This window comes from Allorhizobium borbori (genome assembly GCF_014196535.1).
GTDB lineage: Bacteria > Pseudomonadota > Alphaproteobacteria > Rhizobiales > Rhizobiaceae > Ectorhizobium > Ectorhizobium borbori.
Genome location: NZ_JACIDU010000002.1, coordinates 263,296 through 286,993, shown reverse-complemented (window position 1 = coordinate 286,993; position 23,698 = coordinate 263,296). Strand labels below are relative to the sequence as shown.

Here is a 23,698-nt window from a genome sequence, read left to right as displayed (position 1 = left end):
TTTGCAATAAATGGTGTGAGCCTTAACCGCTGACGAACCCGCTTAAGCATTCCTCAACCAGAATTGGGCATGATCGGGCTCTGTTTTGCGTAACGCGGGGTGTGCTATGCCGGAGTACTCGGCATGAAGGGGCTGTTGAAGAAGATCCGTCTTCCGAAGATTCATTTTTCGAAGAAGATCGTCATCATCGCTGCGGGTGTGCTTGTGCTCTTCGGCGCGAGCGGCGGCGCGGCGCTCTATTTCTTCGCCGACAGGGTGGGCGGCGAGGAAGTGGCCAAAAAGGCCGTCGATCCCAATGGTGTGGCCTGCCTGGATGTGCAGACCGAAGTTATTCATAAGGTCGACCGTTTCTGGGTCCGCAAGTATATTTCCGCCGAGGGCGATGGTCCTGACCGTGCGCGCACGGCCATGCGTGTGGCGCTGGCGGTGCAGGAAAAGGAAAAGCCCGATCTCGTCCAGGTCGTGGTGCTCGACGCCAAGGGGCCGACCAAGCGCGCCGATATTCGCGGCCGCGCCATTGGCGCAAACGTTCTCCTGATTTCCAACCCGGCGAAGCTGCCCAAGGAAATGCCGGCGGCAGAGTTCTCGGCCCGCTTCATCGATGGCACGGCCGGCCCGGATGGTCTGTTCTACGGCCAGAAGGTGGATATGCTGGAAGAGGATGTGAAGGCGCTGGCCGCCTCCATTTCCACGCGCGACCTTTGCGGCGACCTGACGGGCGGTGCGGCCAAGGGTAGCGAACATGGAGAGGCTCCGGCGGGTGGTCATGACGCTCCGGCAGAAGGCGGTCACGGCGAAGCACCGGCTGCCGGTCACGATGCACCCACCGATGGCGGCCATGGAGCATCCACGGGCGATGAGCACGCTTCGGCGGAAGCGCCTCCCAGCCACTGAGCGACGGCTCCGGGCCACTGTCAACTTTCGGGCCGATGGCGGGAACGTCGTCGGCCTTCGTGCATTTGGCATGCAGCGACAGCGGGAGGAGCCGGAGATGGCCAGGAATACGATTTGCCTGTGGTATGACAAGGATGCCGAGGAAGCGGCGCGTTTCTATGCCAGCGTGTTTCCCGACAGTGCCGTTCAGGCGGTGCATCGTGCGCCGGGTGATTACCCTTCCGGGCGCGACGGCGATGTGCTGGTGGTTCACTTCACGGTGGCGGGCGTTGCCTGCATTGGTCTCAATGGCGGACCGGTCTTCAAGCATAGCGAGGCCTTTTCCTTCCAGATCGCCACTGAGGATCAGGAGGAAACCGACCGTTACTGGAATGCCATTGTCGGCCATGGCGGCGAGGAAAGCGAATGCGGCTGGTGCCGCGACAAGTGGGGCATTTCCTGGCAGATCACGCCGCGGGTGCTGACCGACGCGCTGGCTGTGGGTGGGGCGGAAGCCAAGCGCGCCTTCGAGGCGATGATGACGATGAAGAAGATCGACGTCGCCACGATCGAGAAGGCCCGGCGCGGCTGATGTATCTGGATTTGGACATGAAAAAAGGCGGGGTTTGATCCCCGCCTTCGATGGATTGTCGCGTTCCGGCGCTCAGTCCGCCTTGTTGCGGCGGGCCGGGAAGAGAATGACGTCGCGGATGGACGGGGCATTGGTCAAGAGCATGATAAGACGGTCGATGCCGATACCCAGACCGCCGGCAGGCGGCATGCCCTGGTCGATGGCGTCGAGGAACTCGTCGTCGAGTTGCTTGTCCTTTTCGCCGCGGGCATGTGCCTGCTCAAGCTGTTCCACCATGCGGCGGCGCTGTTCTTCCGGATCGTTGAGCTCCGAAAACGCATTGGCGATTTCCCAGGCGTTGCAGTAGCTCTCGAAGCGTTCCACGAGGCGCGGTTCGCCCGGCACTTCCTTGGCGAAGGGCGAGATGTCCTTCGGGAAGTGGGTGACGTGGCTCGGCTGGATCAGCGTGCCTTCCACCTTCTCCTCGAAGATGAAGGCAAGGCATTCGCCCCAGGTCCAGTCCTTCTCGACTTCGAAGCCGGCGGCCTTGGCGGCGGCCCGGGCTTCCTCGTCCGTCTTGATCGCGAGGAAGTCGATGCCGGTTGCTTCCTTGACCGCATCGGGCATCGGGACGCGCTTGAACGGGCCCTTGAAGTTGATCACCTTGTCGCCGAAGGTCACTTCGGTGGAGCCGTAGAGCGACAGTGCCAGCGTCTCGGTCAGGCGTTCCACGAGGCCTATGATGTCCTCATAGTCGGCATAGGCCCAGTAGCACTCCATCATCGTGAATTCAGGATTGTGCCGGGTCGAAACGCCTTCGTTGCGGAAGTTGCGGTTGATCTCGTAGACCTTGTCGGAAAGGCCCGACACCAGCGTGCGCTTGAGGAACAGTTCCGGCGCGATGCGCAGATACATGTCCATCTTCAGCGTGTTGTGGAAGGTCTTGAACGGATCGGCGGTGGCGCCGCCGTAAACCGTCTGGAGCATCGGCGTTTCGACTTCGAGGAAGCCTTCGCCTTCCATGAAGCGGCGCACGCCCGAAATGATCTTCGAACGCTGCAGGAAGCGCAGCTTCGATTCATCATTGGTCATGATGTCGAGGTGGCGCTTGCGGTAGCGGATTTCGACGTCGGAAACGCCGTGCCACTTTTCCGGCATCGGTAGCAGCGACTTGGTGAGCATGGTGATCTTTTCGGCGTTGATCGTCAGCTCGCCGCGCTTGGTGCGGCGCACCTTCCCGGTGACGCCGATGATGTCGCCGAGGTCGATGAGCGGCAGGAGATCGCGGGCTTCTTCCGGCGTCGTGTCTTTGTGGGAGAAGATCTGGATCTTGCCCGAGGCGTCACGCACATCCATGAACATGCCGGAGTTGCGCGAGGAATAGACGCGGCCGGCAACTGTCACTTCATCCTGCGTTTCCACGTCGGCTTCGAGATCGGCATATTTCTCCGCCAGTTCCGCATTGGTCATCGTGCGGTGGAAGTGGGCGGGGTAAACGTCGCCGATCTTTTCACGCAGGATGGCGAGCTTCTGGCCGCGTACTTCCGAGACATCGGAGGAAAGGGTGGTTTCGGTCTTTTCGGTCATTGTTCTTGTCTTGTCCTGATCTCAGTTCGAGCCGACGAGCTGGGCGGCGGCCTGTGCTGCGACCTTGAGGCGCTGGCGCACCACGGAACGGCCAAGCAGCGCCATGCTGTCAAACAGCGGCAGCGAGCGGGAGGTGCCGGAAACGGCGATGAAGAGCGGCGGGGTGACGACGCGCAGCTTCTTGCCGAGGCGGTCGGAAATGGCGCGCAGTTCCGCGTCGATGGTTTCGACGTTCCATTCGAGGATCTTCTCGAGATCGGCGGCGGCGGTCTGCAGGATTTCCAGCGTTTCGGCCGGGCTCGTTTTCAGGCCCGCGAAACTCTCGGGTTTGACGCCCACTTCATTCGCCAGCAGAAAGCCGGCGAGCTGCGGCAGTTCGCCGAGCTTGGAAATGCGGCTCTGGGCAAGCTTCAGACCTTCCGTCAGGCGATCGTTTTCCGACGACCAGACGAAGATGCGGTCGAGGAACTCTTCCGGCGTCAGCTTCTCGCGCAGCCAGCGACCGTTCAGCCAGTCGAGCTTCTGAATGTCGAAGATTGCGCCTGCCTTGTTGAGGTGGTCGGGGTCGAACTTTTCCGCCAGCTCGTCCATGGTCAGCAGTTCCTCGCCCTCGGCGATCTGGATGAAGAACAGGCCGAGGAAGTTCATCAGCGCTTCCGGCAGGTAGCCGAGCGCGGAATAGTAGGAAATCGAGGTCGGATTCTTGCGTTTCGACAGCTTGGACTTGTCGGCGTTGCGCATCAGCGACAGGTGCATGAACTTCGGCGGCTCAAGGCCGAGATACCTGTAGATGAGGATGTGCTTCGGCACCGAGGCCAGCCACTCCTCGCCGCGTGCGACGTGGGTGATCTTCATCAGGTGGTCGTCGACGACATTGGCCATGTGGTAGGTCGGCATGCCGTCGGCCTTGAGCAGAACCTGCATGTCGACGCTGTCCCACGGGATCGACACATCGCCGTAAACGCCGTCGTTGAATTCGCAGGCGCCTTCGGTCGGGATCTTCAGTCGCACGACATGCGGCTCGCCGGCGGCAACGCGGGCAGTCACTTCCTCGGCCTTCAGGTGCAGGCAGTGGCCGTCATAGCCCGGCGGCTTGCCGGCGGCGCGCTGGGCTTCACGCATCTGTTCCAGGCGTTCAGGCGTGCAGAAGCAGCGGAAGGCATTGCCTTCACCGACCATCTTTTCCACGAAAGGACGGTAGAGGTCCTTGCGCTCAGACTGGCGATAAGGACCGTAGGGGCCGCCGACATCCGGGCCTTCCTTCCAGTCAAGACCGGCCCAGCGCAATGCGTCGAGCACCTTCTGCTCGAATTCCGGCGTCGAACGCGTGGCATCGGTATCCTCGATGCGCAGGATGAACTCACCGCCCATTTTCTTGGCGAAGAGATAGTTGAACAGCGCGATATAGACGGTGCCGACATGTGGCTCGCCGGTCGGGGAGGGGGCAATGCGGACGCGAACGCCGGAGGTGGTCATCAGAAGTCTCGATCCATGATGTGATCCCGAAGCCATCCGGGACCTTTGCGGGTGAAAAGGCCGTATGCGGGCATGCGTCACCCGCCGCTGAAACGGCCATTCTTAAAGCCAAGGCTTAGGCCACATCCATTTCCTCAGGTCAAGAAAAACCGTGCGTTTGCCCGCCTTGTCGCGCCGATGCTCGGCGCGTCCAGTGTCGCTCAGTCGTCGTTACTGGCGTTCAGGTCTTCGGGGTGCTGGATTTCTGTTTGCTCGGCATGAAGGAAGCCGTGGTTCGTCAACCAGTTCCGCAGAATGCGTTCCATGGCTTCCTCGCGGGAAAGCCCCTCGGCGACGGCGTAGCGGGAGAGGGCTTCCTCGATGGGGATCGGCAGATGGTGCATGGGACTCTCCCTGTCTTTTGTTGGTACAAGGTTGATGTGAGCCGCCAGACGGCAAAATCAAGCAGCGTTGCCGTCAAAAATACCGCCCGCAACGGTGCGTCGCGGGCGGTCGTGGTGTTTGGGCCTCAATGCTTTGCGTCGTGGGCCCGCTGGCGGCGGTTGCGCGAGAGCATGTTCAGCACCTCGACCAGCGCCGAGAAGGCCATGGCGGCGTAGACATAGCCCTTCGGCACATGGAAGCCCATGCCTTCGGCGATCAGCGTCGTGCCGATCATGAGCAGGAAGGCGAGCGCCAGCATGACGATGGTCGGGTTGCGCTCGATGAAGTTGGCGAGCGGCGTGGCGGCGACCAGCATGACGGTGACGGCGGCCACCACGGCGACCACCATGATCGGCAGATGCGGTGTCATACCGACGGCGGTGATGATGCTGTCGACCGAGAAAACGAGGTCGAGCAGAAGAATCTGGCCGATGGCGGCGGCGAAGGTCGTTGTGGCTGTGCCGCCCACCATGTCTTCCTTGTGGTCGGTGGGGTCGACATTGTGGTGGATTTCCTTCGTCGCCTTCCAGACGAGGAAGAGACCACCGGCGATCAGAATGATGTCCTTCCAGGAGAAGGGATGATCGAAGATGGAGAAGACCGGTGCGGTAAGCTTCACGATCCAGGCGACGGTGCCAAGCAGCGCCAGGCGCATGACGAGCGCCAGACCGATGCCGATCTTGCGCGCCTTTTCCCGGTGTTCGGGCGGCAGCTTGTTGGTGAGGATCGAGATGAAAATGAGGTTGTCGATACCGAGGACGACTTCCATGACCACGAGGGTCACGAGTGCGATCCAGGCGGCCGGGTCTTGAAGCAGAGGCAAAATGTCCTGCATAGGGGGAGGAAAACCTTCCTTGTCGTGTGTTCCTGACCCTCCACATCTATGAAGCCGCGTGAAGGCTGCAAGGCGTTCACGCTAAGTTTATCGGGAATGAACGTCTCAGGGGCGTTTCAGCCCGTAGCGGGCCATGAACATCAGCACGGCTTCGTCCACCACATGGGCGATTTCTTCCTCCGGCGGAGCCTCCGTCATCTCTCCGAAGATGCGGAATTTGAAGAAGGTGCCGCTGCACAATTCGATAAACTGGCGGGCGGCCAGATCCGTATCGGCAATGGCGAGGCGGCCATTGTCCACTTCGCGGTCGATCCACTCCTTGAGGACCGTGCGGATATTGGCGGGGGCAGAGCGGAAGAAGCCGCGCGTGAGGCCCGGCATCCGTTCGGCCACGGCGATGACGTTGCGCATGGCGCAGATGGTGGAGGTGGAACACATATGTCGGGCCAGCGCCCGGCCATATTGGGTCAGGGCCTGCTCGATCGTGTCGTATTGGGCGATCGTGGAGCGCATTTCGTTGGCGAAGCGGTCGCGCTCGCGGGCGATCAGGGCGGCGAAAAGCTGCTCCTTGTTCTCGAAGTAGACGTAGACCGTGCCTTTGGAGACGCCGGCTTCACGCACGATGTCGTTCATCGAGGCGGCGTCGAAACCCTGCGCCATGAACACCTTGCGGGCACCGTCGAGTATCTGTTCGCGTTTTGCCGGGTCTTCGCCGGCGGCAAAACGGCTGCCATGGGCCGGAGCTGTGTCCGTCCCTTCCGTCTGCACTGTATCTTCGCCGCTCATCGCCGTGTCCGTGTTCGTTGCCGGTAAATCGAACCGTTCAGTTCGATTTGGACTTGATATGCGTCAGGAAACGCTCTATGTCAACGTTAATCGAACCGAACGGTTCAGTTCAATCAATTCAGTTTACGGTGTAATGACATGGCGGATGTCGCGGAAAAGGTGGCGCCTGGCGTCGAGGCTACGGCTGGCAAGGCACGCAAGGGCCCGAAGCCGATTGTGGTTCTGCTGCTGGCCGGTTTTGTCGGTCTTGGTGGCTGGTATGGCTATGGCTGGTGGAAGGACGGGCGCTTCCTCGTTTCGACCGATGATGCGTATGTCTCCGGCGATATTGCCGTGATCGCACCGAAGATTTCCGGTTACATCGCCAAGGTGAATGCCACTGAAAACCAGTTTGTGAAGGCGGGCGATCCCTTGGTGACGCTGGATGACGGTGATTATCGTCTCGCCGTCCGTCAGGCGGAAGCCGCGATCGCCACGGAAGAACTCTCGCTTGACCGGATCGATGCTCAGATCGTTGGCGCGAAGGCCGCGCTTGAGCAGGCGAATGCCCAGAAGGTGGCGCTTGAAGCGGCCCTTCGCGGCGCCGTCATCAATCGTGACCGGGCCGAGGCCCTGCAGGAAAAGGATGTCGGCACCACGGCCTCGCGTGACAATGCCCGCATCGCCTTCGACCAGGCCGCGGCCAATCTGGCTGCCGGCGGGGCTGCCGTCGCCGCAGCCGATGCCAATATCCGTCTGCTGGAAACCCAGCGGAAGGAGGCCGCCAGCACGCTGGCAACGCTCAACATCAGCCTGGAAAAGGCGACCCGCGATCTGGAATTCACCGTGCTGCGCGCTCCCTATGACGGCATCGCCGGCAATTTCGCGGTGCAGACCGGCGATTACGTGACGGTGGGCAAGCGGCTGGCCGCGCTGGTGCCGAGCGATGCGCTCTATATCGACGCCAATTTCAAGGAAACGCAGATCGAGCATATCGTGCCGGGCTCCAAGGTTCGCATCACCGTCGATGCCGCCAAGGGGCGTGAACTGGAGGGCACGGTGGAATCCATCTCGCCGGCATCCGGTTCGGTGTTCTCCATGCTACCGGCGGAAAATGCCACGGGCAATTTCACCAAGATCGTCCAGCGCGTTCCCGTTCGTATCGCGCTTCCGAAGGAGGCGCTGGGTGAGGGCTGGCTGCGCGCCGGCCTGTCCACGGTGGTCGATGTCGACACGCGCACGGCCCCGTCGAAAGTCGCTGCCGCGCAGTAAGGATACAGTGCCATGAGCGCCAGCGCTGCCGCATCCGCCCCGACACCTGCCAGCGACCATATGGACCCGCGCCGCGTCATCGCGTTCTTCGCGATGGTGTTCGGCATGTTCATGGCCATCCTCGATATCCAGATCGTCTCGGCCTCGCTGTCGGAAATCCAGGCCGGGCTTTCGGCCAGTTCCGAGGAAATTGCCTGGGTGCAGACGGCCTATCTGATTGCGGAGGTCATCATGATCCCGCTTTCCGGCGTGCTGGCGCGCATTCTTTCAACGCGCGTCCTCTTTGCCGTTTCGGCGGCTGGCTTCACGCTTGCCAGTGCGCTGGCTGCCACCGCCGCGAATATCGAACAGATGATCGTTTACCGCGCCCTGCAAGGTTTCATTGGCGGTGGCATGATTCCCTCGGTGTTCGCGGCGGCCTTCACCATCTTCCCGCCCTCCAAGCGCAATGTCGTCTCACCGATGATCGGTCTTGTCGCGACACTGGCGCCCACCATCGGGCCGACCATCGGCGGCTATCTCAGCCATGCCTTTTCCTGGCACTGGCTGTTCCTCGTCAACGTCATTCCCGGCATTATCGTTACGGTGCTGACCTGGACGCTCATCGACTTCGACAAGCCGGAAAAAGGGTTGCTGAAGAAGTTCGACTGGTGGGGGCTCGCCTCGATGGCTGTCTTCCTCGGCACGCTGGAATATGTGCTGGAGGAGGGGAACAACAAGGACTGGTTCCAGGACGAAAAGATCGTCATCGGTACCGTCATCATGCTCATTGGCGGTCTGGTCTTTTTCTGGCGCGCCTTCAGGGCCGAACTGCCGGTGGTTGATCTCCGTGCCTTCTCCAACCGCAACTTCGCCATCGGCTCGTTGTTTTCCTTCGTCATGGGCATCGGTCTCTACGGGCTGACCTATCTCTACCCGCTCTATCTCGCGCGCATTCGCGGCTACGATTCCCTCATGATCGGCGAGACCATGTTTGTCTCCGGTCTTTCCATGTTCTTCATGGCGCCGGTGGCTGGCAAAATGGCGAGCAGCCTCGATCCGCGCGTCATGATGCTGATCGGCTTTGCCGGCTTTGCCGCCGGCACATGGATGGTCACCGGCATTACCGCCGACTGGGATTTTTACGAATTGCTCTGGCCGCAGATCCTGCGCGGTACCTGCCTGATGATGCTGATGGTTCCGATCAACAACATCGCGCTCGGCACGCTGCCGCCCGAGCGCATGAAGAATGCGTCTGGCCTCTATAACCTCACCCGCAATCTCGGCGGGGCGGTGGGGCTTGCCATCATCAACACCATCCTGTCCACCCGTACCGACGAGCATCACATGCGGCTGGCCGAGCGGATCGACTGGAGCAATCCGGAAGCGCTCGACTGGATGGCCAACGTGACCGCCACCTACAACGGCTACGGACTCGATGGTGCAGCGATTGCCGTCAAGAAGCTATCCGGCATTGTCGGCCAGCAATCCACCATCATGGCCTTCGGCGATGTGTTCCTGCTGCTCACCTTCCTGTTCATCGGCCTTTCGGCACTGACGATGATGGTGCAGCGTCCCGGCGCACGAAAAGTTACTGCCGACGCCCACTGAGGACATGCCTTCACCTCCCGCCAGAATCCACGGGTTAGCCGGTGGATTTGCGATCTGAAACGTTGTAGTGAGTTCCGCAAACGTTTTGAGAGGTGAAGTCATGATCGATCCCCAGAAGCTGGCAGACCGCTTTCCCGGTGATTTCGTCTTCGGCGTGGCGACCGCCGCCTTCCAGATCGAGGGCGCTTCGCGCACCGACGGGCGAAAGCCTTCCATCTGGGACGCGTTCGCCAACATGCCGGGTCGCGTGTTCGGACGTCACAACGGCGACGTCGCCTGCGATCACTACAATCGTCTGGACGACGATCTCGATCTCATCCGAGACATGGGCGTTTCGGCCTACCGCTTCTCCATCGCCTGGCCTCGCATCTTTCCCGATGGCACGGGCCCGCTCAACGAGAAGGGGCTCGATTTCTACGACCGATTGGTCGATGGCTGCAAGGCACGCGGCATCAAGACCTTCGCCACGCTCTATCATTGGGATCTGCCGCTGCTTCTGGCCGGCGATGGCGGCTGGACAGCGCGTTCCACGGCCTATGCTTTCCAGCGCTATGCACGCACGGTCATGGCGCGCCTCGGGGACCGGCTGGATTCCGTCGCCACCTTCAACGAACCGTGGTGCTCGGTCTGGCTCAGCCATCTCTATGGTGTTCATGCGCCGGGAGAGCGCAATCTGGATGCGGCGCTTCATGCGCTGCATTACACCAATCTGGCCCATGGGCTTGGCATGGACGCCATCCGTTCGGAAGCGCCGAACGTGCCGGCGGGCATCGTGCTGAACGCGCACCGTATCGTCCCGGACAGCGAAAGCGATGCCGACAGGGCTGCCGCGGAACGCGCGCTTTCCTTCCATAACGGCGTGTTCTTCGGGCCCTGTATCAACGGTGCCTATCCTGAAGATTTCATGGCGGCCCTTGGGGATCGCATGCCGAAGATCGAGGTTGGCGACATGGCGGCCATCAGTCAGAAAATGGACTGGTGGGGCCTGAACTATTACACGCCGATGCGGGTCAAGGACGATCCGGCGCCCGATGCGGTTTTCCCGGCGGTGCAGGGCGCACCTTTCGTCTCAGATGTCATCACCGACATCGGCTGGGAGGTTTTTCCGCAGGCGTTGCCTGACCTGATCGGCGAGCTTTATGCCCGTTACGATCTGCCGCCCTGCTATATCACGGAGAACGGCGCCTGCTACAACATGGAGGTCGAAGGCGGCGAGGTGGATGACCAGCCCCGTCTCGATTATTACGCCCAGCATCTCGATGCCGCCGCCGACGCCATAACGAAGGGCTATCCGCTGCATGGCTACTTTGCCTGGAGCCTGATGGACAATTTCGAATGGGCGGAAGGCTATCGCATGCGCTTCGGTCTCGTCCATGTCGATTACGAAACGCAGGTCCGTACCGTCAAGAAGAGCGGCAAGTGGTATCGCGAACTCGCAGGCGCCTTTCCACGCGGTAATCACAAAGCAGGTTGAAATGGTGGGTGGGGATTGAATTTCCTCAAACGACCATGATATTGGAAAATTCTATCTCGGAAATTTCTGCTATTTCCGGGATAAAAACCGCAATGGTTTTTCACTTCGGCCCGTTGGGCCGTTTTTGACGGGTTCAGGCTCATGTCCGGTTGCGTTCTTTCCATGCGAATGTGCTGTCGCGCACATTGATTGAACCGCCACCCGTTTGACGGGCGGATGAACGCCCTCTCTTTTTTTCAGAGTTTTCCCATGATCGAACAGTCCCGTTTCGCGCCGGTTGCGGCAGAGGGGGCGCTATGAACGCGTTGTCTCCCTCGGTTGATGTGAATGCCACTCCCATGGTCCGCTTCGAGGCGGTCGGAAAGACCTTCGGTGGAACCGGCGGGCATCCGGCGTTCACGGCGCTGACCGGGGTCGACTACACCGTGCAGCGTGGCGCGATTGCCGGCATCATCGGCCGTTCCGGTGCGGGCAAATCAACGTTGATCCGCCTCGTCAACGGGCTGGAAGTGCCGAGCGCAGGCAAGGTCTTTGTCGATGGCGTCGATGTTGCGGCGCTGGATGCCGCCGGTCTTCGTGCCCTTCGCCGCGAAGTCGGCATGATCTTCCAGCACTTCAACCTGCTGTCGTCGCGTACCGCCTTCGACAATGTGGCCCTGCCGCTGGAGATTGCCGGTGTCGGCGCCGATGCGATCCGCGCGAAGGTTCTGCCGTTGCTCGATCTCGTCGGCCTGTCGGACAAGGCGGGACGTTATCCGGCCGAGCTTTCGGGCGGGCAGAAGCAGCGCGTCGGCATCGCCCGCGCACTTGCCACGTCCCCGAAGCTGCTGCTTTCCGACGAGGCGACCTCGGCGCTCGATCCGGAAACCACCCAGTCGATCCTCGAGCTTCTGAAGCGCATCAATGCCGATCTCGGGCTGACCGTTCTTCTCATCACCCACGAAATGGAAGTGGTGAAGACGGTGGCAAGCGATGTGGCGGTGATCGATGGCGGGCGGATCGTGGAGCAGGGACGCACCTTCGACGTTTTCACCCGTCCGCAGCACGAAACGACACGCAGCCTGCTTTCGGCGGCCTCCGGCGGAGCAAAGCTTCCGGAGTGGATCAGTGCCGATCTGAAGCCCGCTCCGCAGCCGGGCGACCGGGCGCTGGTGCGGCTCGTCTTCTTCGGCGAAACCGCTTTCCAGCCGCTGACGGCGCGGCTGGTGGCCGAAATCGGCCCGGACGTGAACATTCTGGCCGGGGCCATCGATGAGATTGCCGGCGAGCCCTTCGGTTCGCTGGTCGTGTCCTATCCCGCCGAACCGGCCGTGCTGGAGCGCGCGGCCCGTTTCTATGCTGAAACCGGTCTGACGACGGAGGTCATCGGCTATGGCGTATGACATGCTTCTTTCGCTGCTCGGCAAGGCGCTGTGGCAGACATTGCACATGGTGCTGGTATCGGGCATCATCGGTTCGCTGATCGGCCTGCCCATCGGCATTTTTCTGGCCACGAGCGGCAAGGGCGAACTTTTCGAAGCGCCGCAGGTGAACCGCATCGTCGGCCTCATCGTCAATGCGGCGCGTTCGACGCCCTTCATCATTCTCGTCGTCGCCATCATTCCGTTCACACGGATGATCGCTGGCACCTCCATCGGCACGTCGGCGGCCATCGTGCCGCTCACCATCGCCACCATTCCCTTCTTCGCGCGTCTGGTCGAAGGCTCGATCCGCGAGGTGGACAAGGGGTTGATCGAGGCCGCCCGCGCCATGGGCGCGACGCCGGTGCAGATCGTCGTCAAGGTGCTGCTGGCTGAAGCACGCCCCGGCCTCATCCTTGGCCTCACGCTGACCGTCGTCAGTCTCATCGGCTATTCGGCCATGGTCGGTGCGGTGGGCGGCGGCGGTCTCGGCGATCTCGGTATTCGCTATGGCTATCAGCGTTTCATGCCGGAGGTGATGCTGGCCGTGGTCATCGTCCTCATCCTGCTCGTGCAGGCGGTACAGAGCGCCGGTGACAGGCTCGCCCGCCACTTCGACAAACGAACCCGCAAGAACTGACATTCATCCCAAGGAGTGTTTTCCATGAAGAAACTGATTGCTGTCGCGGCGCTTGCCGCTCTGTTTTCCACCGGTTCGGCGCTTGCCGAGACCAAGAAGGTCGGCGTGACGCCCGGTCCCCACGCACAGATCGTCGAAAAGGTGAAGGAAGTGGCCGCCAAGAAGGGGCTCGATCTCGATGTGGTCGAGTTCTCCGACTATGTGGTGCCTAACCAGGCGCTGAACGATGGCGACATCGACATCAACTCCTTCCAGCACCAGCCCTATCTCGACAATCAGGTGAAGGATCGCGGTTACGATCTCGTCAGCGTCGCGAAGTCGGTGAACTTTCCGATGGCCGGCTACTCCAAGAAGATCAAGTCGCTCGCCGAGTTGAAGGACGGCGCCTCCGTCGCCATTCCGAACGATCCGAGCAACGGCGCGCGCGCCCTGCTGATGCTGGCCGACCAGAAGCTCATCACCCTCAAGGACGGCGTTGGCGTCAAGGCGTCGCTGGCCGATGTGACCGGCAATCCGAAGAACCTCAACATCGTCGAACTCGATGCCGCCCAGCTTCCGCGCTCGCTGGATGATGTCGACGTTTCGCTCATCAACACCAATTACGCCCTTGCCGCCGGCCTCAACCCGAAGACGGACGGCATTTTCCAGGAAGATACGAAGGCTCCCTACGTCGGTGTCATCGCCGTGCGGGCGAAGGACAAGGATGAAACGTGGGTGAAGACCTTCGTGGAAAGCTATCACAGCGACGAGGTGAAGGCCTTCGTGCTGGAAAAGTTCAAGGGCGCGATCACGCCCACCTGGTGATAGCCGAACCGTATTCCCGCCGGCCTGCCGGCGGGGTCTGACTGCCCATAAGAAAATCAGAGGAAATATCCATGAAGAGAATTTTGCTTGCGGCTGCCCTTTCCGTGCTTGCCGGTGCATCCGGCGCACTTGCTGAAACGCTGAAGGTCGGCGTCACGCCCGGTGAGCACGCCCAGATCATGGAACAGGTCAAGGGTATCGCGGCCGAGAAGGGCCTCGACCTCGACGTCATCGAGTTTTCCGACTACGTGGTGCCCAACCAGGCGCTGAACGATGGCGAACTCAATGTCAATTCCTTCCAGCACCAGCCCTATCTCGACAATCAGGTTGCCGATCGTGGCTTCAAGATCGTCAGCGTCGGCACCACCATCACCACGCCGATGGGTGTCTATTCCAGCAAGATCAAGAGCCTCGACGAGTTGAAGGACGGTGCAACCGTCGCCATTCCGAACGACCCGACCAATGGTGGCCGCGCCCTTCTCGTGCTGGCCAGCAAGGGCCTTATCAAGGTGAAGCCGGAAGCCGGACTGAAGGTGACGCCGGCGGATGTCATCGAAAACCCGAAGAAGCTCGAGTTCGCAGAACTTGAAGCCGCGCAACTGCCGCGCGCGCTGGCCGATGTCGATGCCGCTGTGATCAACACGAACTACGCCTCGCAGGCCGGGCTGAACCCGAAGAAGGATGCGATCGCCATCGAGAGCGAGAAGTCGCCCTATGCCAACGTCATCGCCGTGCGCGCCGAAGACAAGGACAAGCCGTGGGTGAAGACCTTTGTCGAGAGCTATCAGAGCCCCGAGGTGAAGGCCTTCATTCTCGAAAAGTTCAACGGCTCGGTCATTCCGTCCTGGTAAGTGACGCGTTCTGCCACCGACATGGAAAACCCGCCGGAAGGCGGGTTTTTTGCTGGTTTCAACTGCCGATGTGGCGGGTACCGCGCTGCCTGGCCAGTTCGATCTGCTTCTGGCGCTGCCGGTAGCGATCGAGATCGGCGGCGGCGTGCTTGCCATGGCAATGGGGGCAGGTGACACCCTCCTCGTAGAGCGGCGAGCGGCGGTCTTCCTCCGTCAGCGGATAGCGGCAGGCGTGGCAGAGCGTGTGCTCGCCTTCCTTCAGGCCATGGGTGATGGATACGCGCTCGTCGAAGACGAAGCAGGCGCCTTCCCACAGGCTTTCCTCCTCCGGCATTTCCTCCAGATATTTCAGGATGCCGCCCTTGAGGTGATAGACCTCGTCGAAACCTTCCTGCTTCATGAAGGCGGTCGCCTTCTCGCAGCGAATGCCGCCAGTGCAGTACATGGCAATCTTCGGCTTGTTGTGCAGGCCGGGATTGTTGCGCACCCAGTCCGGAAACTCGCGGAAGGTCTTGATGTCGGGATCGACCGCGCCCTTGAAGATGCCGATGGCCGTTTCGTAATCGTTGCGGGTGTCGATCAGGATCGTATCGGGATCGGTGATCAGTTCATTCCATTCGCGCGGGTTCAGATAGGTGCCGACGATCTTGTTGGGGTCGATATCCTCGACGCCCATCGTGACGATTTCCTTCTTCAGCCGAACCTTCATGCGCAGGAACGGCATTTTCGAAGCGCGGCTTTCCTTGTGTTCCAACGCGGCAAATTCCGGCTTGCTGCGAAGGAAGGCCAGCACTTTGCGAATGCCTGCATCCGGGCCGGCAATGGTACCGTTGATGCCTTCGCGGGCCAGAAGCAGCGTGCCCTTGACGCCGTTTTCCTCGCACAACGCCTGCAACGGTTCGCGCAGGGCAGCATGGTCCGGCACGGTCGCGAAATGGTAAAGCGCGGCCACGAGGAAGGAGCCGTGCGTTTCGGGGCGGGGAAGTGTGGTGCTCTCGGTCATGGGCGGGAAATACCGCTTTGGCGGGCTTTTCGCAATCGGATTCCCTTGGCTGCGCAAGCTTTGCCTTTCGTCAAGCCGCGCGCCAGAGCACCTCGATCCGGCTGGCATCCTCCTGCGGATCGGTGGCATACACCTTCGCGGCCTGCTGGAGGGCGGCAAGCCGCAACGCCTGACGTCGCTTTGCCAGGATGCGCTGGAACACCACCTGCTCGATGGCCTCACCGAAATGCTGCGGCTCCCGGCCCATCAGCGCGGCGATGCCGGCCAGATCGTTCTCACGGCCGAGCGTGTCGATCAGGTCGCGCAACTTGTCCTGCCGCGCGATCATCGCCTGCGGCCAGAGGGGACGCAGCAGGTCGTGATAGGCATTGAGGCGCTGGATGCATTTGCGCAATTCGTGGAACGCGTCTGCATCCGCATCCACCGTCAGCGGCGAAAGGGCGCGTCGCCCCTGCCGCAGCGCGCGTTGCCAGCCGCCCGCCACGCGCCGGGCCATCTTCTTGCGGCTATCGGGAAGTGAAAGTTCGCCGGCGCCCTCCATGGCGGCCTGGCAATCGCCGACAGCCAGGGCAATCTGTTGCGCCACATCGGCGTCGCTCAACGCATCGCGCCGGGCTTCGAGCGCCGTCGCAATGCGGGTTACGAGCGCGGTCTCGTCCGCCGACCTTGCCTGCGAAACCAGCCAGCGCGCGGTTTCGGCAAAGGCTGCGGCTTCACGACCGCTGGCCAGATGCCGGGCCACATCGCGCAGCCGGGCGCTTTCCCGCTCGCAAAAGTGCTTGTCGCCATCGGCGATCAGTCGGTAGAGTGCGCGCAGGCGCTTCAGCGTCTTGCGCGCTTCGTGGATGGCGATGTGCTGCCCCTGTGGTTGGTCCGTCAGGCCGGTGATCATTTCGGTCAGCGCCTTGCCCACGCCGGCGCGCAGCTTCGCGTCGGTCAGGGTGGTCGGATCAAGACGAAGGGCCATTGCAAAGCTCCCGGAAACAGTCTGAGGTGGCGAGGCTGGCGTTGGAATAACGCTTGTCGGCTGTTACTTCCAGCCCAACCCAGTCCGGCAGGGGCGGCGTCTCATCGGCCTGTTCCAGTTCGACCTCTGCGACCACCAGACCCGCATAGGCGCCGTGATAGACATCAACCTCCCAGAGATAGCCATGGTGATGGATGAGATGACGCGTCTTTTCGATGACGTTGCCTATGGCCTGCCTCACCATCGCCCGCGCATCGGCAACCGGGACCGGATACTCGAATTCCTCCCGTTGCAGCGATGATACGCCGATCTTGATACAGAGTGTGGCCCGATTGTCGTTTTCGATCCGCACCCGCAGCGAACGGTCCTCGCCGGTCATCAGGTAGGCCTGCGTCAGGCTGGAACGCGACAGGACCGCCGCTTTCCATTGCTCATCGTTCACTAGGAACTTCCGCTCGATTTCCGTTGCCATCGCATCAGGTCCATATAGTCGAGGCTTGGCTTATAGGTTACGCTTTTGAATCGACAATGACAGTCTTCCAGCTTATTCATGCGATAATTCAATCGGTTTAAACCAAGGCGAGATTTCATGAGCGACAAGACCGAGACCCTCCTTTCCATTCTCAAGAGCCAGCCTGTGATGCCGGTGCTGATCATCGAACGTGTGGAGGATGCCGTGCCACTGGCGCGCGCGCTGGCTGCCGGAGGGTTGAAGGCGATTGAAGTGACGTTGCGCACGCCGGTCGCGCTCGAAGCCATCCGCGCCATCGCCGAGGGCTCGCCCGATACGCTGGTCGGTGCCGGCACCATTCTTTCCCCGGAGGATTATGAGGCCGCCGTCAAGGCGGGTTCCAAGTTCATCGTCAGCCCCGGCGCGACGCCTGCGCTTTTTGCCGCCGCCAAGGCGAGCGATGTGCCTTTCCTGCCCGGCACGTCTTCGGCCAGCGAAATCATGCTGGCGCGCGAAGCCGGTCTTCGCGTGGTGAAGTTCTTCCCGGCGGAACAGTCGGGCGGTGCGCCGTTCCTCAAGGCCATTTCCTCGCCGATTGCCGATATGAAGTTCTGCCCGACGGGTGGCATTTCGCTGAAGAACGCCAACGACTATCTGTCGCTGCCCAACGTCGTTTGCGTCGGCGGGTCCTGGGTCGCGCCCAAGGACATGGTGGTTGCCGGTGATTGGGCCGGCATCACCAAGCTTGCCGCGGAAGCCGCCGCGCTCAGATAATCGCGGCAGCCCATCTTTTTTCATCGGGCGGTGCTTCCTATGTCATGCGGGAAACCGTGAGCATAAGGAGCCCGCACGATGTTCGACCCCAAGACGCTTCTCGACCAACTGCTGGGCACGCAGGTGCCGGGAACCTCCGGCTCCCTTCGCGACAAGGCGGCCGGCGCGACAAAGCTCGCAAAGGACAATCCGCTGGCGACCGGGGCGATTGCCGCCGTGCTTTTGGGCACGAAGACGGGGCGCAAGCTGGCGGGCAATGCCGCCGTGGTCGGCGGGCTCGCGGCCATTGCCGGGCTGGGCTATCAGGCCTACAGAAACTATCAGCAGGGCAAGGCGCCTGCGACGGCAACGCCGGATGCGCCGGTGAACGAGCCACCGGTGCTGGCGCCGCCGCCGGTCGAATCGGGTTTCGAGCCGGAAATTCTCTCCAATGATTTCGTGCTGGTTCTGGTGCGCGCGATGATCGCCGCCGCCAAGGCCGATGGTCAGATCGATGAGGCCGAGCGTGCGCGGATCGTGGATCGCGCCCATGCGGTGGGGCTGGGTGGTGAGGCCGAGGCGTTTCTCGCGTCTGAACTGGCTTCGCCCACCGATCTCGATGCGCTGATCGGTGCGGCGAAAACCGAGGAGCAGAAGGTGGAGCTTTATACCGCCTCCCGCCTTGCCATCGAGCCCGACAGCCGTGCGGAACGCGGCTATCTCGATCTGCTTGCCGGTCGTCTTGGCCTTGCCGACGCACTGGTCGATCACATCGAAGCGACGGTATCCGCACACAAGGCCTGATTGTGCCAAGGCCGGTTGTCATGCCTGCGCAACCGGCCTATTCCTTCTCGAAAGCATAAGCATCGAGAGGAACCATGCGCGATCTCAGTCAGTTCAAGGGGTGCCCCGCACCGCAGCCGGTAACGCTCACGGGCCGCTATGTCACGGTCGAGCCCTATGACCGGGACAAGCACCTGCAGGCGTTGTGGGATGCGATGGGCGGTCTCGCCATCAATCCGCTGCTGCTCTATTTCACCAATGACGATTTCGGCGGGATCGAGGATTTCGATGCCTGGCTCGATGCCTGCCGCACCAAGGGCAACTGGCTGATCCATGTTTTCCGCGATAATGCCACTGGCAAGGTGGTTGGCATGGCAAGCTACATGCGCGCCGATCCCGCCAATGGCGTGGTGGAAGTGGGCGGTGTGGCGCACGGACCGGCCATGTCGCGCTCTCCGCTATCCACGGAAGTCCATTACCTCATGGCGAAGCACGTTTTCGATGATCTGGGCTACCGCCGCTACGAATGGAAGTGCCACAACGAGAACGAACCGTCCAAAGCCTCGGCGAAGCGCTACGGCTTCACCTATGAAGGGCTTTTCCGCCAGCATATGCTGTCCAAGCACAAGAACCGCGATACCGCCTGGTTCTCGATCATCGATGGCGAGTGGCCGGTGGTGAAGGCCGCCTTCGAGGCCTGGCTGGCGCCGGAGAATTTCGATGCGGACGGCAAGCAGATCCGCAAGCTGGAATCGTTTCGCGCGGGGTGAGGGGCGGGGCCGGAGACTTTTTCCGGCTTGCGCTTACGCCTGCAGCGAAGCGGCCAGCAGCGTTACGCCCACGAAGATTACGAAAAGGGCGCCGCCGATCTCGATGGCGGCCTTCATGCGTCCCGCTGCTTTCGAGCCGCTGGTGGTGAAGCGCAACGCCACATCCTTGGCGCCGACCGCGAGTGCGGCGAGGATCGAAACGGTAATCGCCGTGCCGAGCGACATGGCGGCGACCGAAAGTGCACCGCCGAGATAAAGCCCGTTCAGCAGCGAGAAGCTGACGACGAGCAGCGCGCCGGAGCAGGGGCGAAGACCAACCGCAAGTGTGGCGGAGGCGGCTTCGCGCAGGCTGAAGCGTTCGCCTTTCAGGCTTTCAGGGTTCGGCATATGCGTCACGCCGCAATCGAGGCAAACGCCATCCGGGCCGGTCTGTGTGCTGCCGTCGCAAGCCTCGGCGCGAAAGCTGAGGCCTGTCTTCATTGCGGAAGTGCTGGCACCATCGAACAGGGCACTGGCGGTTGAGGCCGGGCGCAGCCGCAATGTTTTCAGTTTGCCGTAAAGCAGCCAGAGGCCGAACAGGATCACCAGTCCGAAGCTCGCGCGCTCCATGACCTGCGTTGCCGCAGTCAGCGAAACGGATGTGCCGCGCAGCACCACCCAGGCAATCCCCACAAGCAGCAGCGCCATCAGGCCCTGTACGAGTGCGGAAAGGAAGGAAATGGCCACGCCGCGCCGGAGCTGCGTTTCGTTGGCGATCATATAGGAGGAAATGACCGCCTTGCCGTGGCCGGGACCGGCGGCGTGGAAGACGCCATAGGCGAAGGAGAGGCCGACGAGACCGGAGAGCTTCCACGGGTCTTCGCGCATGGCGATCAGCGCGCCTGTCAGCGCCCGGTAGAAGCCCTGCTGCTCGCGGTTCACGAAGGCGAGGAACGGGCCGAAAGGGCCGGAAATGTCGAACGAGGGTTCGGCGGTGCCGATGCCGAGCGAGGATTGCGCGGCGGCAACCCCGGCGCCAAGGCACAGCGCCAGCGCCGTCAAGGCAAGAAGCCGGTGCGGCTTCAACATTGCAGCTCCAGTTGAATGGCGAACAGCTTCGACATGTTCGTGCCGGCCGGATCGTCGAAGAAGGCGGCTGTCAGCTTGTCCTGATTCTGCTTCATCACTTCGTCGGGATCGGGACGGATGACGGTGCGCTTGCAGGCGGTGATGGCTTTTCCATCGGTCGCCATGTCCTCGTCGCGGTTGAAATCGATCGACGTGTAGAAAGTGGGGTCCCAGACGCCGAGAAGGATGCGGCCCTTGAGCGGTAAAGGTTCCGCCGGCTTGACGATGAAGAACATCAGCAGCTTGCCGTCCTGGTAGAGCACGTTGATCGTGTCCGGCTGGGCGACCTTCAGCTCTTTGCCGTTGGCATTGATGTTCATGTAATAGCCGTAGTCGGCCAGAGAGTCCTTCACCGTCTGCCCCACCGTCGCGGCCTCGTCGGGGTCAAGCTTCAGGTTCTTGTTCTTGTCGAAATCCATGAGAACGCTGGAGGAGAAGACCTCATCGAAGCGCCAGACATTGCGCAACTCGGCGATGTTCCCGGCATCATCGGAAATGACTTCCAGCCGTGCTTCGGCAAAAACGTGTGGATGCGCCTCAGCCAGCGAGGGGAAGAGGGCAGCCAAGGCCAGAAGCAATGCTTTTCTCATCAAGGGATTCCCGCCGGGCGGCATGTCATGGTTCTGTGTGATGGGTGATTCCGGCAGAATCAGGGCCGGACAAGCGCCGGCAGAATGCGTGAGGCTTCCGCTTCTGTCAAAACACGCGGCCTTGAGCCGGTCATTCCGGCTGGTGGGTGCGGAACCAGTTGTAGAGGTAATCCACCAGGCTGCGGACCTTGGCCGGCAGGTAGCGACGATGCGGATAGACGGCGTAGATGCCACGGTCTTCCGGCACATATTCATCGAAGAGAGAAACCAGCGCGCCGGATCGCAGGTAGGAATGGGCAATGAAATCGGGCAATGCGGCAAAGCCGAGGCTGGACAACGCGCCGCGCAGCGTCGATTGCGGGCTATTGACTTCGATGGGGCCGCTGATGCCCACGGTGAAGATGCTGCCTTCCTTGTCGACAAAACGCAGCGTGTTGTAGTTGCGGCTGTTCTTGTCGATCATCGCGGGAACGTTGGAAAGATCCTGCGGGTGGGTGAAGGGCCCGTGCATGGCGATGAAATGCGGCGTGGCGCAGATATGGGTGCGAAACGGTGCAAGCTTGCGCGCGATCATGCCCGAATCCTCCAGCCGCGTGACGCGGATTGCCAGATCGAAGCCTTCCTCGATGAGATCGACAAAGCGATCATCGGCGAGGATGTCCAGCGAGAGGTCGGGATGTTCGCGGGCGAAATCGATCAGCGACTGGCCGACATCCGCATCCACAAAGGTGCGCGGCACGGAGATTTTCAGGCGGCCCTTGAGGTCCGCATTGTTCTCGCGCACGAGATCGGCGAGGTTGTCGATCTCCTTCAGAATGTCGGAGGCCGTGCGGTAATAGGTGTGGCCGGCTTCCGTCAGGGAAAACTGGCGTGTTGTGCGGTTGAGCAGTAGCGCGCCGAGGTCGTCTTCCAGCTCGCGCACATATTTGGAAAGCAGGGCCTTGGAACGTCCCGTCTTGCGTGCAGCCGCCGAAAACCCTTCCGCTTCCACGACGTCGATGAAGGCCCGGATGCGGGTTAGCGTATCCATCTGTTTGTTTCTCCCTGTTGTTTTCTCTTATCGAACAGTCCCCGCCTTTTGTTCAATGAATTTTTTGATAACGCATGTGAAAAAGTTCTTGATTATGACGGCGAACAACCCTATTTCCGTGGCTGCCCAAAGTCGCACGTGCCTGTGGGTGTCCGCCGACCCTCGAACTGGGATTTATCCCTAAGGTGAGGTCATCGGTAAGGTACCTGGAACTAACCCCTCCAGTCGCTATTCCGGCCAACCGGGAAATGCGAGGACATCTTGAAGCAACGACGGTGCGGGCCTTTCTGGTTCTCTTCCGGCTTTCCACCAGCCGGGGTCACTGAAGAGGCACACCATCATTGCCGGAAGTGCGGTCGGGTTTCCCACCAATCCATGGCAGACAAAGCCGAATTGATGCCCTAGGCGGGGTGTCGGTTCATCATTTGCGCGTCGAGCGTATGCGAAGGTTCCGGGGTCTCCACCGGCTGGTTCCTGTTCGCACGCCCGTATGCCCTTTGTCCTCCGGTTTCCGGAGCTTTGGAACGTTAGGGAATAGACCGATGACCACTCAGCGCATCCTCGACTTCATCAACACCCGTCGTCCGGAAGGTCCGTGCCTCGTCGTCGATCTCGACGTGGTCCGCGACAACTATTCCGCTTTCCGTCACGCCCTGCCGGATAGCTCGATCTATTACGCCGTGAAGGCCAACCCGGCTCCGGAAGTGCTCAAGCTGCTCGCCGACATGGGCTCGAGCTTCGATTGCGCCTCCGTTGCCGAAATCCAGATGGCGCTCGACGCCGGTGCAACGGCCGACCGTATCTCCTACGGCAACACGATCAAGAAGGAGCGCGACGTTGCGCGGGCGCATGCCCTCGGCGTCAACCTCTATGCGGTCGACAGCCATGAAGAAGTCGAGAAGGTGGCCCGTGCCGCTCCCGGCGCCCGCGTGTTCTGCCGCGTTCTCACGGATGGCGAAGGGGCCGAATGGCCGCTGTCGCGCAAGTTCGGTTGCGTGCCGCAGATGGCTGTCGACGTACTTGTCTATGCCCATCAGCTCGGTCTCGAATCCTACGGCGTTTCGTTCCATGTCGGTTCGCAGATGCTGAAGGTCGATGCCTGGGATGCGGCTCTGGCCGATGCCAAGCGCGTCTTCTCGCAGCTTGCCAAGCAGGGCATTCACCTGAAGATGGTCAACATGGGCGGCGGTTTCCCGACGAAGTACCTGCGCGACGTGCCGGCGGCGGAAGCCTATGGTCAGGCGATCTTCGCAGCACTCCGCAAGCATTTCGGCAACCACATCCCGCGCACGATCATCGAGCCGGGCCGTGGCATGGTCGGCAATGCCGGTGTCATCAAGGCGGAAGTCGTTCTAGTTTCAAAGAAGTCGGATAACGACACGCATCGCTGGGTCTATCTCGACATCGGCAAGTTCGGCGGGCTGGCCGAAACCATGGACGAGGCGATCCGTTACCCGATCCGCACCGAGCGCGACGGCGATGAAATGGAGCCCTGCGTTCTGGCCGGCCCGACCTGCGATTCGGCTGACGTGCTCTATGAGAAGAACATGTATCCGCTGCCGGTGACGCTGACCATCGGCGACGAGGTTCTGATCGAAGGCACGGGCGCCTATACGACGACCTACTCCGCCGTCGCCTTCAACGGCTTCGAGCCGCTGAAGTCCTACGTGATCTAAAGCATTT

General features: G+C 61.4%; 24 protein-coding genes. 13 read left to right on the top strand and 11 right to left on the bottom strand.

The genetic code is table 11. The features are described 5' to 3' along the window. The first annotated feature begins 123 nt into the window (after window positions 1-123). Both GGQ66_RS03390 and GGQ66_RS03385 read left to right on the top strand, forming a co-directional pair. Window positions 124-894 carry a flagellar basal body-associated FliL family protein gene (locus GGQ66_RS03390; RefSeq protein ID WP_183789394.1) on the top strand — a complete coding sequence of 257 codons (771 nt, stop codon included), beginning with the start codon at window positions 124-126 and terminating at the stop codon, window positions 892-894. Window positions 895-991: 97 nt separating this feature from the next. Beyond that, window positions 992-1,465: a VOC family protein gene (locus tag GGQ66_RS03385; RefSeq protein WP_183789392.1), complete on the top strand. Its 474-nt coding sequence runs from the start codon at window positions 992-994 to the stop codon at window positions 1,463-1,465. Between the two features lie 72 nt (window positions 1,466-1,537). Here GGQ66_RS03385 and lysS read toward each other — a convergent pair whose 3' ends face one another. The 5 genes from lysS to GGQ66_RS03360 form a co-directional block, all read right to left on the bottom strand. After that, window positions 1,538-3,031: a lysine--tRNA ligase gene (gene lysS, locus GGQ66_RS03380; protein ID WP_183789390.1), complete on the bottom strand. Its 1,494-nt coding sequence runs from the start codon at window positions 3,029-3,031 to the stop codon at window positions 1,538-1,540. A gap of 21 nt (window positions 3,032-3,052) precedes the next feature. Next, window positions 3,053-4,507: a glutamate--tRNA ligase gene (gltX, locus tag GGQ66_RS03375; protein ID WP_183789388.1), complete on the bottom strand. Its 1,455-nt coding sequence runs from the start codon at window positions 4,505-4,507 to the stop codon at window positions 3,053-3,055. A gap of 200 nt (window positions 4,508-4,707) precedes the next feature. Beyond that, on the bottom strand, window positions 4,708-4,890 hold the full coding sequence (locus GGQ66_RS03370; protein WP_183789386.1) for a hypothetical protein: 183 nt from the start codon (window positions 4,888-4,890) through the stop codon (window positions 4,708-4,710). Window positions 4,891-5,015: 125 nt separating this feature from the next. Beyond that, window positions 5,016-5,765 (bottom strand): TerC family protein, encoded by a 750-nt coding sequence (locus GGQ66_RS03365; RefSeq protein WP_183789384.1) that lies wholly within the window; start codon window positions 5,763-5,765, stop codon window positions 5,016-5,018. Between the two features lie 105 nt (window positions 5,766-5,870). Beyond that, the gene (locus tag GGQ66_RS03360; protein WP_183789382.1) at window positions 5,871-6,551 is read right to left on the bottom strand and encodes a TetR/AcrR family transcriptional regulator; all 681 of its coding nucleotides are present in this window, start codon (window positions 6,549-6,551) and stop codon (window positions 5,871-5,873) included. Between the two features lie 138 nt (window positions 6,552-6,689). Here GGQ66_RS03360 and GGQ66_RS03355 point away from each other — a divergent pair, with 138 nt between their 5' ends. The 7 genes from GGQ66_RS03355 (at window position 6,690) to GGQ66_RS03325 (ending at window position 14,561) form a co-directional block, all read left to right on the top strand. Next, entirely contained in the window at window positions 6,690-7,802 is a 1,113-nt protein-coding gene (locus GGQ66_RS03355; protein ID WP_183789380.1) for an HlyD family secretion protein, read from the top strand. 12 nt (window positions 7,803-7,814) lie between these two features. Beyond that, window positions 7,815-9,392: a DHA2 family efflux MFS transporter permease subunit gene (locus GGQ66_RS03350; RefSeq protein WP_183789378.1), complete on the top strand. Its 1,578-nt coding sequence runs from the start codon at window positions 7,815-7,817 to the stop codon at window positions 9,390-9,392. A 100-nt stretch (window positions 9,393-9,492) separates the two neighbouring features. Then, window positions 9,493-10,866 carry a GH1 family beta-glucosidase gene (locus GGQ66_RS03345; protein WP_183789376.1) on the top strand — a complete coding sequence of 458 codons (1,374 nt, stop codon included), beginning with the start codon at window positions 9,493-9,495 and terminating at the stop codon, window positions 10,864-10,866. A 338-nt stretch (window positions 10,867-11,204) separates the two neighbouring features. Continuing rightward, window positions 11,205-12,248, top strand: a complete 1,044-nt coding sequence (locus GGQ66_RS03340; RefSeq protein WP_183789652.1) for a methionine ABC transporter ATP-binding protein — start codon at window positions 11,205-11,207, stop codon at window positions 12,246-12,248. Beyond that, window positions 12,238-12,906 (top strand): methionine ABC transporter permease, encoded by a 669-nt coding sequence (locus GGQ66_RS03335; protein WP_183789374.1) that lies wholly within the window; start codon window positions 12,238-12,240, stop codon window positions 12,904-12,906. The genes GGQ66_RS03340 and GGQ66_RS03335 overlap by 11 nt, the downstream gene beginning before the upstream one ends. Window positions 12,907-12,930: 24 nt before the next feature. Next, on the top strand, window positions 12,931-13,710 hold the full coding sequence (locus GGQ66_RS03330; RefSeq protein WP_183789372.1) for a MetQ/NlpA family ABC transporter substrate-binding protein: 780 nt from the start codon (window positions 12,931-12,933) through the stop codon (window positions 13,708-13,710). A 71-nt stretch (window positions 13,711-13,781) separates the two neighbouring features. Then, window positions 13,782-14,561: a MetQ/NlpA family ABC transporter substrate-binding protein gene (locus GGQ66_RS03325; RefSeq protein WP_183789370.1), complete on the top strand. Its 780-nt coding sequence runs from the start codon at window positions 13,782-13,784 to the stop codon at window positions 14,559-14,561. A 58-nt stretch (window positions 14,562-14,619) separates the two neighbouring features. On the opposite strand, the gene trhO is transcribed toward GGQ66_RS03325, so the two are convergent. The 3 genes from trhO to GGQ66_RS03310 form a co-directional block, all read right to left on the bottom strand. Then, the gene (gene trhO / locus GGQ66_RS03320; protein ID WP_183789368.1) at window positions 14,620-15,564 is read right to left on the bottom strand and encodes an oxygen-dependent tRNA uridine(34) hydroxylase TrhO; all 945 of its coding nucleotides are present in this window, start codon (window positions 15,562-15,564) and stop codon (window positions 14,620-14,622) included. A gap of 70 nt (window positions 15,565-15,634) precedes the next feature. Then, a complete protein-coding gene (locus tag GGQ66_RS03315) occupies window positions 15,635-16,531 on the bottom strand; it encodes a CHAD domain-containing protein (RefSeq protein WP_183789366.1) in 897 nt (298 codons plus the stop codon). Beyond that, window positions 16,515-17,003, bottom strand: coding sequence for a CYTH domain-containing protein (locus tag GGQ66_RS03310; protein WP_183789364.1), 489 nt, complete (start codon window positions 17,001-17,003; stop codon window positions 16,515-16,517). The genes GGQ66_RS03315 and GGQ66_RS03310 overlap by 17 nt, the downstream gene beginning before the upstream one ends. A gap of 117 nt (window positions 17,004-17,120) precedes the next feature. On the opposite strand from GGQ66_RS03310, the gene GGQ66_RS03305 reads away from it, so the two are divergent. The 3 genes from GGQ66_RS03305 to GGQ66_RS03295 all read left to right on the top strand — a co-directional run bounded on the left by GGQ66_RS03305 (window position 17,121) and on the right by GGQ66_RS03295 (window position 19,288). Next, complete coding sequence (locus GGQ66_RS03305) at window positions 17,121-17,756, top strand: 2-dehydro-3-deoxy-phosphogluconate aldolase (RefSeq protein WP_183789362.1); 636 nt, start codon at window positions 17,121-17,123, stop codon at window positions 17,754-17,756. 78 nt (window positions 17,757-17,834) lie between these two features. After that, window positions 17,835-18,539 carry a tellurite resistance TerB family protein gene (locus GGQ66_RS03300; RefSeq protein ID WP_183789360.1) on the top strand — a complete coding sequence of 235 codons (705 nt, stop codon included), beginning with the start codon at window positions 17,835-17,837 and terminating at the stop codon, window positions 18,537-18,539. Between the two features lie 74 nt (window positions 18,540-18,613). Continuing rightward, the gene (locus tag GGQ66_RS03295) at window positions 18,614-19,288 is read left to right on the top strand and encodes a GNAT family N-acetyltransferase (RefSeq protein ID WP_183789358.1); all 675 of its coding nucleotides are present in this window, start codon (window positions 18,614-18,616) and stop codon (window positions 19,286-19,288) included. Window positions 19,289-19,321: 33 nt separating this feature from the next. Here the strand turns inward: GGQ66_RS03295 and GGQ66_RS03290 are convergent, their stop codons facing one another. From GGQ66_RS03290 to GGQ66_RS03280, 3 genes are all read right to left on the bottom strand, one after another. Then, window positions 19,322-20,356 carry a nickel/cobalt transporter gene (locus tag GGQ66_RS03290; RefSeq protein ID WP_183789356.1) on the bottom strand — a complete coding sequence of 345 codons (1,035 nt, stop codon included), beginning with the start codon at window positions 20,354-20,356 and terminating at the stop codon, window positions 19,322-19,324. After that, window positions 20,350-20,985: a DUF1007 family protein gene (locus GGQ66_RS03285; RefSeq protein ID WP_183789354.1), complete on the bottom strand. Its 636-nt coding sequence runs from the start codon at window positions 20,983-20,985 to the stop codon at window positions 20,350-20,352. Before GGQ66_RS03285 ends, GGQ66_RS03290 begins: the two co-directional genes overlap by 7 nt. 130 nt (window positions 20,986-21,115) lie before the next feature. Beyond that, the gene (locus GGQ66_RS03280) at window positions 21,116-22,015 is read right to left on the bottom strand and encodes a LysR family transcriptional regulator (protein WP_183789351.1); all 900 of its coding nucleotides are present in this window, start codon (window positions 22,013-22,015) and stop codon (window positions 21,116-21,118) included. Between the two features lie 542 nt (window positions 22,016-22,557). On the opposite strand from GGQ66_RS03280, the gene odc2 reads away from it, so the two are divergent. Next, complete coding sequence (odc2, locus tag GGQ66_RS03275; RefSeq protein WP_183789349.1) at window positions 22,558-23,691, top strand: ornithine/lysine decarboxylase; 1,134 nt, start codon at window positions 22,558-22,560, stop codon at window positions 23,689-23,691. The last annotated feature ends 7 nt before the right edge of the window (window positions 23,692-23,698 follow it).